Annotated in this window: 19 protein-coding genes; 9 read left to right on the top strand and 10 right to left on the bottom strand. The window is 58.2% G+C overall.

The annotated features are described in order from the left end of the window. From ABN482_RS01500 to ABN482_RS01540, 9 genes are all read left to right on the top strand, one after another. On the top strand, positions 1-297 hold a 297-nt coding region (locus ABN482_RS01500), incomplete at its 5' end, for an ABC transporter ATP-binding protein C-terminal domain-containing protein (protein ID WP_502877214.1). Further along, positions 290-1006 (top strand): ABC transporter ATP-binding protein, encoded by a 717-nt coding sequence (locus tag ABN482_RS01505; protein WP_349502329.1) that lies wholly within the window; start codon positions 290-292, stop codon positions 1004-1006. The genes ABN482_RS01500 and ABN482_RS01505, both read left to right, overlap by 8 nt. A gap of 30 nt (positions 1007-1036) precedes the next feature. Continuing rightward, positions 1037-2188 (top strand): branched-chain amino acid ABC transporter substrate-binding protein, encoded by a 1152-nt coding sequence (locus ABN482_RS01510; protein ID WP_349502330.1) that lies wholly within the window; start codon positions 1037-1039, stop codon positions 2186-2188. Positions 2189-2246: 58 nt separating this feature from the next. After that, on the top strand, positions 2247-2732 hold the full coding sequence (locus ABN482_RS01515; RefSeq protein WP_349502331.1) for an L-2-amino-thiazoline-4-carboxylic acid hydrolase: 486 nt from the start codon (positions 2247-2249) through the stop codon (positions 2730-2732). Continuing rightward, the gene (locus ABN482_RS01520; RefSeq protein WP_349502332.1) at positions 2729-3982 is read left to right on the top strand and encodes a M20 family metallo-hydrolase; all 1254 of its coding nucleotides are present in this window, start codon (positions 2729-2731) and stop codon (positions 3980-3982) included. Before ABN482_RS01515 ends, ABN482_RS01520 begins: the two co-directional genes overlap by 4 nt. Continuing rightward, complete coding sequence (locus ABN482_RS01525) at positions 3979-4332, top strand: RidA family protein (RefSeq protein WP_109061052.1); 354 nt, start codon at positions 3979-3981, stop codon at positions 4330-4332. The genes ABN482_RS01520 and ABN482_RS01525 overlap by 4 nt, the downstream gene beginning before the upstream one ends. 9 nt (positions 4333-4341) lie before the next feature. Further along, entirely contained in the window at positions 4342-5151 is an 810-nt protein-coding gene (locus ABN482_RS01530; RefSeq protein WP_349502333.1) for a 2,3-dihydro-2,3-dihydroxybenzoate dehydrogenase, read from the top strand. Between the two features lie 88 nt (positions 5152-5239). Further along, positions 5240-6025, top strand: coding sequence for a uracil-DNA glycosylase (locus ABN482_RS01535; RefSeq protein ID WP_349502334.1), 786 nt, complete (start codon positions 5240-5242; stop codon positions 6023-6025). Between the two features lie 235 nt (positions 6026-6260). Further along, positions 6261-7307 carry an asparaginase gene (locus tag ABN482_RS01540; protein WP_349502345.1) on the top strand — a complete coding sequence of 349 codons (1047 nt, stop codon included), beginning with the start codon at positions 6261-6263 and terminating at the stop codon, positions 7305-7307. A gap of 97 nt (positions 7308-7404) precedes the next feature. On the opposite strand, the gene ABN482_RS01545 is transcribed toward ABN482_RS01540, so the two are convergent. From ABN482_RS01545 to ABN482_RS01590, 10 genes are all read right to left on the bottom strand, one after another. After that, positions 7405-8049 (bottom strand): hypothetical protein, encoded by a 645-nt coding sequence (locus ABN482_RS01545; protein WP_349502335.1) that lies wholly within the window; start codon positions 8047-8049, stop codon positions 7405-7407. A gap of 198 nt (positions 8050-8247) precedes the next feature. Continuing rightward, entirely contained in the window at positions 8248-8805 is a 558-nt protein-coding gene (locus ABN482_RS01550) for a DUF2514 family protein (protein WP_349502336.1), read from the bottom strand. Further along, a complete protein-coding gene (locus ABN482_RS01555; protein ID WP_349502337.1) occupies positions 8784-9305 on the bottom strand; it encodes a lysozyme in 522 nt (173 codons plus the stop codon). The genes ABN482_RS01550 and ABN482_RS01555 overlap by 22 nt, the downstream gene beginning before the upstream one ends. After that, a complete protein-coding gene (locus ABN482_RS01560; protein WP_349502338.1) occupies positions 9302-9550 on the bottom strand; it encodes a holin in 249 nt (82 codons plus the stop codon). The genes ABN482_RS01555 and ABN482_RS01560 overlap by 4 nt, the downstream gene beginning before the upstream one ends. A 65-nt stretch (positions 9551-9615) precedes the next feature. Further along, positions 9616-9831 (bottom strand): hypothetical protein, encoded by a 216-nt coding sequence (locus ABN482_RS01565; RefSeq protein ID WP_349502339.1) that lies wholly within the window; start codon positions 9829-9831, stop codon positions 9616-9618. After that, positions 9818-10216, bottom strand: a complete 399-nt coding sequence (locus tag ABN482_RS01570) for a hypothetical protein (RefSeq protein ID WP_349502340.1) — start codon at positions 10214-10216, stop codon at positions 9818-9820. The genes ABN482_RS01565 and ABN482_RS01570 overlap by 14 nt, the downstream gene beginning before the upstream one ends. After that, the gene (locus ABN482_RS01575; protein ID WP_349502341.1) at positions 10216-11259 is read right to left on the bottom strand and encodes a hypothetical protein; all 1044 of its coding nucleotides are present in this window, start codon (positions 11257-11259) and stop codon (positions 10216-10218) included. The genes ABN482_RS01570 and ABN482_RS01575 overlap by 1 nt, the downstream gene beginning before the upstream one ends. Further along, positions 11259-11393 (bottom strand): hypothetical protein, encoded by a 135-nt coding sequence (locus tag ABN482_RS01580; protein WP_349502342.1) that lies wholly within the window; start codon positions 11391-11393, stop codon positions 11259-11261. Before ABN482_RS01580 ends, ABN482_RS01575 begins: the two co-directional genes overlap by 1 nt. Before the next feature lie 59 nt (positions 11394-11452). Next, entirely contained in the window at positions 11453-11902 is a 450-nt protein-coding gene (locus ABN482_RS01585) for a hypothetical protein (protein ID WP_349502343.1), read from the bottom strand. Between the two features lie 541 nt (positions 11903-12443). Then, positions 12444-14920 (bottom strand): host specificity factor TipJ family phage tail protein (locus ABN482_RS01590; RefSeq protein WP_349502344.1); only part of this gene is annotated, 2477 nt, incomplete at its 5' end.

Genomic DNA, 14920 nt, shown 5'->3' on the forward strand with positions numbered 1-14920 from the left:
CGCAGGCTGGAAATCGCACGGGCACTGGCCACCGAACCTCGCCTGCTGGCGCTGGACGAACCTGCCGCCGGCATGAACGCCGCAGAGAAAATAGCACTGGGCATGCTCCTGCGTCGCATTCGAGACGACGGCCATACCATCCTGCTCATCGAGCACGACGTCAAACTCGTCATGTCGCTCTGCGACCAGATCAGTGTATTGGATTATGGCCGCATGCTGGTCTGCGGTTCTCCCGCAACCATTCGCCATCATCCAGACGTCATTTCTGCCTACCTGGGAGCTCGCGACCATGCCTGATGCCCTGCTCAGCATCCAAGGACTGGATGTGCATTATCGCGGGATCCGGGCCGTGCGTGCCATCGATCTGCATATTCATGAAGGCGAGCATGTCACGCTGATCGGGGCCAATGGAGCCGGCAAGACATCCACCCTGAAAGCCATCACGGGCCTGGTGCCGGTCGCCGGCGGGGATATCCGCTATGCCGGCCGTTCCATCCTGGCCTTGCCTGCGCACGAGCGCTTGCGGCAAGGCATCGCGATGGTGCCCGAGGGACGAGGAATTTTTGCGCGCATGTCGGTACTCGACAATCTGAAGGCAGGTGCCTATCTGCGTCCCGACAAGCACCGGGTAGCCGACGAAATCGAAGGCCTGTTTTCCTTCTTTCCCCGTCTGCGCGAACGGCTGTCGCAAACCGCCGGACTGCTGTCGGGCGGTGAGCAACAAATGCTGGCCCTGGCCCGTGCCCTGCTCTCGCGACCTCGGCTGTTACTGCTGGACGAGCCATCGATGGGACTGTCACCCATCATGGTGGACACGATTTTCCGCATTATCGGCGAGCTTTGTCGCAACGACATGACCCTGCTGCTCGTCGAACAGAATGCGCAACTGGCCCTGGAGGCCACCGAACGCGCCTATGTCATGGACAGCGGGGAAATCAACCTGTCCGGCTCCTCCTCCACGCTTTTGCAGCACGACCTGGTACGCGCCACCTACCTGGGTGAGTGACATACCTCACAATTTTTTCAAGGATCTCACATGAAAAACTGCTTCTCACTCAAACACACCTTGCTGATCAGCGCTGTGCTGTCCAGTCTCGGGGCAACCCCTGCCTTTGCCGAACGCACCGTGCTTATCGGGCTCGCCGGTCCATTGACAGGCCCTGCCGCCCGCATAGGCAAGGATCTTGAAAATGGTGCAAAACTTGCCATCGACAAAGCCAATGCCGCACAGATCCAGCTCGACGGCGAAACGGTCGTCTTCAAGCTGGTATCCGAAGATGATCAGTCAGATCCACGTACAGCTGTCGCCGTCGCCCAACGTCTGGTGGATCAGCAGGTTGCAGGCGTCGTCGGCCACTGGAATACCGGCACCAGCATCCCGGCCGCCCGTGTCTACCATAGCGCAGGCATTGCCCAGGTCGCTCCCGTCGCCACCGGGCATGCCTACACCCAACAAGGGTTGAAAACCAGCTTTCGCGTCATGGGCCATGATGATGACGGCGGTCAACTGGCCGGACGCTATGTACTGGATACGCTCCAGGCAAAAAAGATTGCCGTCATCGATGACCGGACTGCATTCGGCCAAGGACTGGCAGATCAGTTCGCCAGCACCATCACCGAAGGCGGTGGAGAGATTGTGGCGAGAGAATATGTCGATGACAAAACCGTCGACTTCAGTGCAGTATTGACTGCCATCCGTGCCAAGAACCCGGACGTCATTTTCTTTGGGGGTGTCGATGCGCAAGCGGCACCGCTGGCACGCCGCATCAAGCAACTCGGACTCAAGGCCACCCTGGTAGGCGCAGGTGGGTTCGTCAGCCAGACATTCCTGGAACTGGCCCAGAAGGAAGGGGAAGGCGTGGTCGCACTGGAGCCCGGCCTACCGGTCGAACAGATGCCCGGGGGCAAGGAGTTCGAACAGGCCTACAAAGACGCTTTCAATACGCATATCGAACTGCATGCCCCCTTTGCGTATGACGGTGTCGGTGTCCTGGTTGAGGCATTCCGGCAAGCAGGCTCAGCCGATCCGGCAAAATACCTGCCGGTATTGCAGGCCATTGAATACCAGGGCGTCACGGGCACCATTGCATTCGATGCGGAAGGCAACCTGAAGCAGCCGTATTTCACGATCTACCAAGTGCGCGACAATACCTGGAAGCCCGTTTCGGTCATCAGCACCCAGCAGTAACACCCACTTGATCAGCCGGTTCCAGCAAGACACATCGCTGGAGCCGGACAATCCACACATGAAGACTATCCAGCACGACATCGGCATTCTCGAGCGCCGCCGCATCGAGGCCGAAATCATCAAGCCCATCTACGACATTCTGGTGCGCGACCTGGGTCAGGCTCGCGCCGCGGACATTATCCGAGAGGCCGTGGGCCAGGCTGCCATTGCGGCCGGCCGCGAGTTCGCTGTTCGTGAACCAGGCAAACCTGATGTACGCAGCTTCGTGGCGCTGCAGGTACTCTGGGAAAAGGACGATGCCCTGACAACCACAGTCCATCGCAGTGACGATGCGCACTACGACTACGATGTCACGCGCTGCCGCTACGCGGAAATGTATCGAGCCATGGGGCTGGGCGAAATCGGCCACCTTCTGTCCTGTCACCGTGATGCGCTGTTCATCCAGGGCTATGCACCCGACATCGAGATGACTCGCACCCAAACCGTGATGGAAGGTGCCTCACACTGCGATTTCCGCTACCGCAAGAAGGAAGATCCCACATGAAACCGCCTCTTCGCACCCGTCACGACCGTCTCTGGGAAACCCTGGAAACCATGGCACGCATCGGTGCCACGCCCGATGGCGGTGTCTGTCGCCTGGCGCTATCGGAAGAAGACCGCCAGGCCAGGCAACTGCTCGAAACCTGGGCACGCCAGAGTCACTACACCATCCGCGTCGATGCCATGGGCAACCAGTTTATACGCCGCCCCGGCAGCATCGAGAATCTGCCGCCCGTGCTGACGGGTTCACACCTGGACTCCCAGCCTACGGGTGGCCGCTACGATGGCGTGTACGGCGTCCTGGCAGGCTTGGAAGTATTGCGTACGCTGGATGACCATGGCATTCGCACCGAACACCCCATCGAAATCGTCAACTGGACCAATGAAGAGGGCGCGCGCTTTGCCCCAGCCATGCTGGCCTCGGGCGTATTCAGCGGCACATTCGACCTGGATTTCGGACTGTCGCGCACGGATACCAATGGCATCAGCGTAGCGCAGGCATTGCACAGCATCGGCTATGCTGGCTCGTCACCCGCAGAAGCATTTCCCATTCATGCCGCATTTGAACTGCATATAGAACAGGGACCGATCCTCGAGGCAGGCCACCAGGACATCGGAATCGTTACGGGTGCCCAGGGCCAGCGCTGGTTTGAAATCGAATTGATCGGCCGCAGCGCACATGCAGGCACAACCCCGATGCACCTGCGTCGCGACGCCGTGACGGGATTCGCGCAAATGGCGCACGCCATTCACGGCATCGGCCTTGATGCAGGCGAGCACGGACGCGCCACCATTGGCATGGTGCAAGTTTCGCCAAACTCACGCAACGTCGTCCCCGGCAAGGTGTTTTTCTCGGTCGAGTTTCGACATCCCGATGAGCAGATGCTGCAGCAGCAGGAACAGGCACTGGCTGAGCTGCTGCCCGCCATTGCCCAGCCACTGGGGTTGGACTACACGCTACGCCGAGTCTTCGACTATCCGCCGGTGGTCTTCGACACGCAATGCATCGCGAATATCCGTCAAGCAGCACAACATCTGGGGCTCCATGCCGCGGACATGATTTCAGGTGCCGGACATGATGCCTGTCATCTCGGCAGGATTGCACCGACTGCCATGATCTTCATTCCGTGTGTCGAGGGCATCAGTCACAACCCTTCGGAAAAGATCCATCCGCATTGGGCTGCAGCAGGAGCCGATGTGCTATTGCATGCGATACTCTCGGCATCCACAACACACAAGGGAATCCTCTCATGAGCGACATCAAGCGTTTCAACGTCGAAAAGCGCCTCTCCGACATGGCGGTCTACAACGGCGTGGCCTATCTGGCCGGCCAGATCCCCGAGAACACCGATCAGGACATCACCGGCCAGACTGCCGAAGTCCTGCAGATCATCGACCGCCTGCTGGCCGAGGCCGGTACCGACAAGTCACGCATCCTGATGGCACAGATCTTCGTCGCCAACATGCAGGAGTTCCCCGGCATGAACAAGGCCTGGGATGCCTGGGTCGCCGACGGCAATGCCCCGCCGCGCGCCACCATCGAGGCGCGCCTGGCCAATGCCGACATCAAGGTCGAGATCGTCATTACCGCCGCACTCAAGTAATCCATCATCATGCAGCTCACACCCCATCCCGATGCGGAGTTTTCCGGTCGCCACGTCCTGGTCACAGGTGCGGCCAGCGGCATCGGCCGGGCACTGAGCCTGCGATTGCTGGCGCTGGGTGCCCGGGTCAGTGCCCTGGACCTGGATACCTCCACGCTGGCCGGGCTGGCCTGGGACGCCGATGGCATCGGCGAACCGGATGCCCTGTGCCTGCAGTCGGTCGATGTCGGCGATGCTGCCGCCGTCGAGACCGCCATTGCCGCCGCCGAGCAGCAGCATGGCCCGGTGCAATACCTGTCCTGCGTGGCCGGCGTGCTGCAAATGGGCCGCATCGTCGATCTGACTGATGCGCAATGGCTGCGGGTATTCAATGTGAACACGACCGGGGTATTCAATGTCTGCCGCCGCGTGGCGCGCAGCATGATCGAACAGGGCCGGGGTGCCATCGTCAATGTCAGTTCGAACGCGGCCGGCACACCGCGCGCCGGCATGGGAGCCTATGCCGCCTCCAAGGCCGCTGTCACGCAGATGAGTGCCTGCCTGGCCCTGGAACTGGCCCCACATGGCATCCGTGTCAATGTTGTCAGCCCAGGCTCGACCGACACCGAGATGCAACGTGCCATGTGGCGTCAGGGATCATCGCTCGACACCGTGCTGCAGGGTGATGCCGCCCAGTTCAGGCTCGGCATCCCGCTGGGCAAGATCGCCACGCCCGACGATATTGCCGATGCCATCCTGTTCCTGCTGTCGAAGCGGGCCGGACACATTACGCTGCACGACCTGCGCGTCGATGGCGGGGCCACACTGGACCAGCGTTGAGCCTCACTCGCCACATGCCCCCTTTCGCCCTTCCCTCACATCGCGTCCAGCCTATGTGTGCGGACGCATTCCCAAGCCAGGCATTTGCATGACGCACACGCAGCTCCAGGAACCGATTCACGCACACGCACGGCACCTGCCCTCCGCCTGGCACACACGCCTGCAGGATGCTCTGGCAGCCCCCTCGTTTGTCACCCTGGACCGCTACATCGAACAGCGACGCCAGGCCGGTGCCACCATCTATCCACCCGAGCCATTCCGTGCGCTGCACCTGACGGCCCCTGACACCGTCCGGGTCATCATCCTCGGACAGGATCCTTACCATGGGCCGGGCCAGGCACAAGGACTGGCATTTTCGGTGCCAACCGGCTTCAAGCGCCCCCCCAGTCTGCGCAATATTTTCCTGGAAATCGCCGGTTTGCCTGCCACTGCAGGCGGCTCGGGCACCATCCAGCCGCCACTCTTGCAGGAGCCCGCCCACGCCGTCGATGCCAAAACCCGCAGCGCCGGCTACGACAACGATCTGACGCGCTGGGCACGACAGGGTGTGCTGCTGCTCAATACTGTACTGACTGTCGAAGACGGCCAGCCGGCCTCCCATGCCCGGCAAGGCTGGGAAGCCTTTACCGACGCAATCATCCACAGTGTGGCCCGTACCGGCCCCAAGGCCTTCCTGCTGTGGGGCGCGCATGCCCAGGCCAAGCAGGCGCTGCTGCCAGAGGGAGCGGGACATCTGGTTCTGACGGCCAACCATCCGTCACCGCTGTCGGCCCGGCGTCCGCCCCAGCCCTTTCTGGGCTGCGCCCATTTTGCCCAGGCCAATGCGTGGCTGCGACAACAGGGGCACGCACCCATCGACTGGGCGGGGGCCTGATACTCCCTGACACGCAGCCATGCGCACGATCGGACACGCTCCCCACAGATAGCGCATATAGTCGATAAATTATGACTATCGGGGTTAATCCCAACAGGATAGACCCCGATGGTCGCTATCCGAACGGTCTTGTATCTTGAGTGTCCCATTCCCCCTGGACAGGACCTCTCACATGAAAAGACTGTTATCCACCCTGCTCTGCAGCATGGCACTGACCCTGACCGCCATGACCGCCATGACTGCGCAGGCACGCAGCCCGGCACCGGCCACTGCACAGGCCGCCGCGCAGACGCAAAAACCCCATATCGTCGTGCTCGCCACTGGCGGCACCATTGCCGGCGCAGGTGCATCGGCCATGAACAGTGCCTCGTACACCGCCGCCAAGGTCCCTGTGGACAAGCTGCTGGCCGGTCTGCCGGAAGTACAGAACGTCGCCCGCGTCAGTGGCGAACAAGTGTTCCAGATCGCCTCCGAAAGCTTCACCAACGCCGAACTGCTGGAGCTGGCCAAGCGGGTTTCGGCATTGCTCAAGCAGGATGAGGTCGCGGGCGTGGTAGTCACCCACGGCACCGACACCATGGAGGAAACCGGTTTCTTCCTGAACTTGGTGATCGACAGCGACAAGCCCATCGTGATGGTCGGCTCGATGCGCCCCGGCACGGCCATTTCGGCCGACGGTGCCCTTAACCTGCTCAATGCCATCAGCGTGGCAGCCAGCGAGGATGCACGTGGCAAGGGCGCGCTGATCGTGATGAACGACGAGATCCACACGGCCCGCGATGCCGCCAAACTGGTCAACATCAAGACCAATGCCTTCCAGAGCCAATGGGGGCCGCTGGGTATGGTGGTCGAAGGCCGCAACTACTGGTTCCGCGACCCGGTCAAGCGCCACACCACCGACAGTGAGTTCAATATCGACGACATCACCGAACTGCCAGCCGTCGAGATCGCCTACAGCTATGGCAACGTAGCCCCCACGGCAGTCCAGGCGCTCGGCGCATCGGGCGTCAAGGCCATCGTGCATGCAGGCACGGGCAATGGCTCGGTTCCCAACCGCATCGTGCCCGAACTCAACAAGCTGCGTGAAAACGGCACGCTCATCGTGCGCTCGTCACGCGTACCCGCCGGTTTCGTGCTGCGCAACGCCGAACAGCCTGACGACCAGTACGACTGGGTCGTGGCACACGACCTGAACCCACAGAAAGCCCGCATCCTGACAGCGCTGGCGCTGACCAAGGGCAACGACACCAAGGAATTGCAGCGGATTTTCTGGGAGTATTGAGCGGATATGCCGCCACTCTGACGGCACATAAAAAAGGAGCTACGCAGGTTTGCGTCGCTCCTTTTTTCATGCCTGCGAGACAGTCCGCAGCCGGATATTACTGTTTGACGTTCTGGATCCAGAAACGTCGATCATCCAACGTGAAGTTGGGGTCATATCCCATCAGGGTCAGCAGGGAACCGACATAGTAAAGTCCGAACTGATTCAGGATCCACTGTTCCATTGCCTGATCGCTCGGGAGCTTGTTATAGGGCGGCGTCGGGCCATCCGTGCGAACCTGTCCCGAGGTTCGGCCCGAAATGGGGAAACTCTTCCAGGTAATTACAAAATCATTGGACTGCCTGGGCAAATCGGACGCGCAAAGCGACAGATCCTTGAATCGCTCGACCCGTTTTGCATCGCGCCAGAGCACTGCATCAAAACGGATGCACTCGTTGGCCTTCAGGCTGAGGCTGCGGTTCATCGTCATCTGGCTGCCCGGGATCTGCAGATTGGTCACCGCGATCTTGGGCCACTCCGGAGCACGACCGTCCGAAGACAGATTCTCACGCAATACATTGTGCAACGGCGAGTTCTTCAAACTATTGGCCGTGCCTCCAGCCCCGCCTGCCTGCTGGGCATCCGCACCGGCAGTCTGGCCAAAACTGTTCAAGGAATCCAGCATGCCCTTCATATCATCGGTGGTCACGCAACCAGCCAAGGAAAGAGAAACGAGGGCAATCCCCCAGTGGTATTTTTTCATCGGATGTCCTTACTGCTTTCGATTGATTTTATTTATTGAACGCACTCACCGCACACAAACTGTGCGCGGCAATTATAAGAGCCGCCACTTTATAAACTCAACAAAATAAAAAAATGGCTACCCCGGACACTACTATCCGCGTTCGTCAGCAAAACCAGAGAAAATCCGGATTTTTTATTTGCCACACCCCACCCACCTTCAGTGCATCATCTGCAAAACATTGTGCTGCTGGTTTTGTGATTGATCAGGCCGAAGGTCGTCGTATACCGCCTCACAAGCCAGTCCGGCTACTCGTCGGCGGTCAGCCTCCGCTGCGTAGATTTGCGCCAGGCCGTCAAGCTCGCCAAGCATGTCGGCAAACATTCTGATGGCGGCATCTGCTGCTTTGCGCTCTGCGGCAGCGGTGGCACGCCCGGCGGCGACACGATAACGGGTAGCGTATTCTGTGGCAATTTTGTGCACGCGCTCATCAGCAGCAAGGTGTTCAGCAGCAGCAATTTCCACCAGTTTCTCCGTGGTTTCACGATCCTTCTCCTCCATTTTTCTTAAAGATGCGGCTTCCATCAAACGCATCCGGCGTTCTGCATCGGCAACGGCAACGGCACGGTCAGCATCGGCCAGCGCAGACCTCTGCTCAATCCGTGCGATACGCTCCCCATACCGCCATCCTTGAGCGCTCCAGGCAGCGATAGCAGACAGCAGCGCAATCACACCATATCGAGCCAATGTTGGAATCACGACAGATCCGATAGACATATCCGCATCTCCTCCGCCCTGCGACGCTCCAGCCCGCGTAATTTGCGACCACCTGCAGTGACCCACGCCGGCAACTGCTGACACGCATCGACAATATTTCCCGCCTGTAACTGCAACAGCATCGAGCTGTGCCGACCTGACTTGAGCCAGACAAATCCATCTTTGACGCCATGCCCACCAGGCCCCACGTTGTAAATGAAGCTCAGGAACATGGCGTAGGCCGACGCCGGCATATTGGCCCGCACAGACTCCGGCACCCAACGCTGGAAAACCGCATCCGCTTCTAGTAGACCCCTCTGTGTTAAATCATCGCACTGCGCATCAGTGGCCACATCGCCCAACTGGACGCCTCTGGTCCACCCCTCACAAATTGTCGGAATACCAATAGGATCCAAATATGCAACCAAATTGCGCCCCTCATGCGATGGTACAAACACTACGGCAATGCCGATGGCAGCAGTAACGACCACAGTGGCAAAACGCTGACGTCCACACATCATTCACACCTTTGTTCGATCACCCGCATACGTGCCTCATGCTCGGTCCGCTCTCGCCTATCGCGTCGACGCTGGTAGTACAGATTCGCCAGCAAGCCACCTAACGCAATCAATACACCAGCCCAGCCTATCCAGTTCACAGACGCCAGCCAGCCAACAAAGCCAGTCACAGCACCGGCCTCCGTAGTGCGGTTTGCGGCCTGGATCGCTACATCCTCAACTCGCATCTTCATGACCCTTCGGGGCATATCGCTGCCTCCAAAAACGAAAAAGCCCCGACTCACGGGGCGTAAAAAAACCGGCACTGGGCCGGTCAGTTGATGTCGATCACGCGATCTCGCGCCGCTTGACGCTTCGCCGCAATGTCGGGTGGGACATCCTGGCCAGTCTCGCGCCTGCGAGTGACGTACCAGTCGGTCGATGAGAGGTATGCGCGGGCCTCTGCGTTGATACGCTGCTGCTCTGCGTGTGCGGATTCTGCAGCCTTCTGCTCTGTCGTACGCAGTCCAGACAAATCAATCTTGGACATGGGCTACCTCCTGTTCAGGTTCGAGCATGTCCAGCGCTGGCGGTGGCGGTGGCCAGACGGTTTCGGGCAACGGCACCAGCCCGTCTGCGGGGTCTACGATCGGCTGCGGAAACCGAGCTTCGTGCGGAGCTGCATTGCCCTCAGCATGGGGCAGCACGAGCGAGATACGCAGCGTTCCAGCATCGTCGCACTCGATGTCGCCAGCTATAAAGGGGCATCCCGTTGCGGCTTGGCCGTCCGGGAGAGTCGCCCCAGTGGGAATAACGCTGAAATCGAATGATTCGCCGTTGATGATGAGCGTGTCGCCCTTGCGCTCAAGATGCAGCGCGGGCAGCGGGTTGGCCTCATCAATAGACTGGCCGCGAGGGATAAGCGTGATAATCATTACCATTTTCCAATTGCAATGTAGCCCAGTCGAACGCTAGAAAGAACTCGGCTGATGGCTGACATACTTCGAGTGCCCGTTGCGTTTAGATTAGTGTTGATAACTGGGCACAAAATTCGAGTTTCTGTACTGATATCCGTTATAGGTGTGATAAAAGCGGCAGGGACGGTCGCAAATGTTTGAGCGAAGTTAAAGGATTGCCCAGCGGCTGTGCGAAATATGGAGCCCTCAGCCAGCGTCATATCCAAATTAAAAGTGGCGTTACCAAAACATATCTGCAAACGATTCGGGAAGCGCACGGAGGTGCCGCCCGTATTTTCCGTTACTGTGCAATTTCCAGTATCGAATATCTCACGCCACGGCTGCACTACGCCGCCATAAATCAACTGATGGAATAGAGATGCCGACGCTACAGTAAGGGGTTGGTATAGCTGGTGGGTATAATTACCTCGCCTCGCCCTCGCCGGAATCAAACCAGATTTGGCACCCGATGGGCCTCCCACAGTACTTCCTGAGTAGAAAGATCCTCCCACAATATCGGCAAGCACCCCCATATTCTCGTTTGTGACAGTCGGGGAAATGCCCAGGATGCCTCCACCCCCTGTAGTCAGGACTCGTCCAGCGGTTACGTCAGAAGCGGTCACCATCAGCGTAGCGGCAGACGCATTTCCGAACCCTGTTTGGCCTGCGAGAACATTAAGGGACGCGGCAGTCCCCAGATCGTCTGGCTGCACAGCGCTTTCTGCCAGATCTTTCGCTGTGCCGTAGTCACCAATCAGACCCGCAGCACGGTCTGCCAGCAGCTTGGTGTGGCCCTGGATGGGGATGATCCAATACGCCTGCCCACTTGCTGTAGCGCCACGATATGCGGGCGCAATCGACAGCGCCGCATTGCTGGCGATGTTCGTGATCTCGTATGTACGCCCGTCTGGGCCTTGCAGGCCATCACCCACGCGCACATTCGCAACCCAGGCCGTACCGGCACCCGTCACGGTCGCGCTGTTTGCAGTAACGCTGATTGATCCAGTTCGGTACCAGGCCATTACTGCCCCTCCTGATGCTGCTCTGCAGCCAGCCGGTCAAAATCCGTCTTAATCGTGTGATTCACTCCATTGATCAACTCGACCGTCAGGCTATGTCCAGTGTTGTTCATGAGCATCTGCGTGATGGCATCCATAATTTCTCCAGGTATAAAAAAGCCCACTCAATGGCGGGCGCATTTGTAAATGGCTTCAGCTAGTAGCCGGTAACATCAACGAGCAGGTACTGCTTCCTGTGGCTCTCTCTATGCCATGATGGAGGTTTAGTATTACCCCAAAACCCCATTCCAGAATGAAAAACAAACCAACCTAGAGTTAATATATTCCCTGCCACCTTAGCCCCCATTAATTGCTGCATCCCAGCCACATCCCATTCACTGAGTACTTTTATCGCTGTTTGATTATCTATGTAGGGAAGCGTTCCCTGCACTACCGCAAGGGCCCTTCCCGCCCCATAGTCAATAGGGATATCTACACTTGATGCGTTGATTATTTGATTGTCCGATTTTGCCCATATCACTTTTAAATATTCATACCCGCTATCAAACACCAATTTTTGAGGAAATGAATTATCAAACACACGCACACCCCACTTATTACTACTTTCCCTCACGGCCACATCAAAAATAAATATTTCTAGAGGCACGCTATTTTCCCCATCATCCCGCGAGCACAAAAAATCAAAACCCGACCCATTTCGGTACATACAAACCGGTCGAGATGTACATCTATACGCGATAATCTGTTTAGAGCTTTCTGGTGAAGAAAGATTGTACCGGAGGGTACGAGCACCAAACCATCTCACCATGTTTACAACCAATCTCTGCCGTAAAACAAGATTTTGGTACAACGAGTCGATCTGCACCCTGCCTTCAGGGGCTTTGCTTACAAATCCAAAATCTGACATCAGTATCTACCATATACAAGGGTTGCAGACGATCGTTCGGACGCTGGAATGCCATCAGGAAATTCCCATACAACCATATTCTCAGTAGCATAGACTACGGGCAGACCGTAGGAATAAATTCCTGGGCTGGAGTCAAATACCCATACATCCCCTGATCCCGCATCAGGGACCAAATAACTTCCAGAGGACGTGCCCGTAGATATCTGCCCAATATAGCGAGGCAATCTAGATGTTATGTTTATCGTATCTTTTACATACAGTCCGTAAGCCATTCGCCCTCCTAAGCAGTTAGATCACCAAGCTGAACACGCAACAGCCCGGTCTCGTCGTACACTTTGACCGCTTGGTTTGTAATCTGCATCCATCCGCCACTCGCGGTTGCTCGGTTAAGCTGAATTTCTCCAGTTCGAAAATTCAGCCGCAGCACAGGCCTCCCCCCCGGACCTATCGCGTCAGACTCCAGCCAGTCTGAAAATTTGGCACTCCCGATACTGGCATCTCCAATAATCGCGCTATTCAGAATTGCCGTTCCCTGGTCGATGGTAAACACAGCCTGCGGTGCCCCACCTGCCGCATGCATCACCGCAAACCGATCCGCCACCACAACAAACTGCGACTGCGTAACCCCGGATTCGTTCGACAAGCCAATGCCATACCCTGCCGTGTAGACAGTCCCGTTGGCATCTACGGACAACCGCACAGAGCGCGTAGCGTTGAATACGCCCTCCATGTTCACGACAGACTGACTGATGTCCTGCACCTGAGCAGTGACCTCACCCAATTGAGCCCCAATCTGTTGCTGCACAATGGCCTCGGCCTGCTGGGCCGTCACCCGCGTGCGTCGCAGATCAGTGATCCAGGCACGACTGTCGTATTCGTTGAGCACGTCAGCCAGTCGCCCTTCCCCGTCATCCTCGCGCAGAGCGGATTGCATCGTTGATGCAGATGTCGCGGTCGCTGCAACCACGTCCCCGATGTCTTCGATCTGTTGCGTGTTTTCCTGTACCTGCAGCGACACCGCAGCCACGGCCCCCACGATGGATGCATAATCACCGACGTACTGCCAGTACGCTTCATCCGTGAGAGGTGCGCCAACAGGCACATCCTGCCTGGCTCGGTACATCTTGCCATCATCAAAAACCACGGCACCTGACAGATAGGACTGCGCCTGGTCGTGCTGGGCAGCGCCAGACAGAGCATCCAACTGGGCCTGCATTTCCGGAAGCGACTCAATGCCGTTCCATATCTGCTCACCCAGGGCTGATTTCAAGATCTCGTCTGTGATGTAGCCCGTCAGCTTTGCCGCGTCGGTGCTTGACTGCCCTCGCACCCCAGCAGAATCTACAGATGGATACCACGGACCGGCCTGATCCGCTTCATCCCTGATCCGCGCCCAGAACCACAGCGCAGTACCGTGTCCCAACCCATACAGCATATGCGACCGCTGCGTGGGCCGAAATTCACCCAACAACGATGCATTCAGAAAATCGTCATCCGTCGAATACCAGATCTCCACAGATCGAATCCAGGGAGCAGCAGGCAGCGCCCAGTCCAGGCGAATCGCCATGATTTCCGGCGAGGCTGTCAGCGACGCCAGCGCAGGCGGCGGCACCATCGTGGCAGACACAATGCCCTGCCATGTTGCCCACGGCCCCTGCATCGTTCCGATTCCTCGTGCCTGGACGCGCCACACGCCTGCCTGCAGCGTGCTGGTGATCGTCGAGGACAAGTGCGTACCTAGGTCAATCCAGGTTGCGCCAGCGTCCTCACTGGCCCGGAACTCATAGCGGTCGGCACCTCGTGCCGGCGTGGCAGACACGACCTGCTGGCCAGGCACTGCGGCTGCATATACAGTCACGCTGTCCACAACAGGCGCGTTCGGATTCGACGGCAGCAGCGATGGCGGCGTGGGCGGTGGCACCACGCCGCCATGTTCTGCAGAATGAACCGAAGGTGCATAGTTCACGAACTCGATAGCGACACGTCCCTCTTCATCCGGGGTAGCAGATACAACCTGCGCCAGCAACGCCCGGCGTTCGCCAGGGCCAAACTGATACTGTGTGGAATCCTCGCCCTGGCCATTCGAGATATAAACGCTGTAGCCATCGATGTTGTCTACAATCACTATTTCCCGATCATGACTACCCGCCACAACTCGGTACGGACCATCAGGCGAACCGTCACGACGGCGCAAATTGATGTAGTGATTCTCTCCCGCCCACCACTCCAATGGCTCTGACATAACAAGTTTTTTAGCATCCGGATCGTATGACTCGACCACGCCAGACAACCCCCATTTCGGCACATCGTGGCTGATCTCGACCAGATCCGCGTAGCGCGGGATCATGCCCTCAAGTTCGGTCTGAAACGACACAAACCGGCGCTGGTCACGATTCTGCGCAGCCAGGGAAATCCCTTCACGCCACGCCTGCTCCCGATTCGTCACGCCAGGTAGTTGCAGCCGGAAAGGTCGCATCTTCAGGCTGTCCGGCAGCGCACACACCACTTCATCTGGCTGCCAGGTTTCTTCGTTGGTGAACTCCACGATCACATGATCCGGGCTGTCGTGCTGCGGAAAGGCGTAGTCAATCGAAAACGTAGACGTGACGATGTTCCCTGGCGTGTACATCTGGGTCTTGACTGACTTCGGCTCGTTGCGAATGAAGTCGATCACGCCCGCGTAATACATCGGCATGGCACGGCCTACACGCGCAATCCGGGTCAACGCATCCCACAGCGTCGTAGCCGTGTCGAATA

Origin of the sequence: Corticimicrobacter sp., from assembly GCF_040137905.1 — a bacterium.
Classification (GTDB): Bacteria; Pseudomonadota; Gammaproteobacteria; order Burkholderiales; family Burkholderiaceae_B; genus Corticimicrobacter.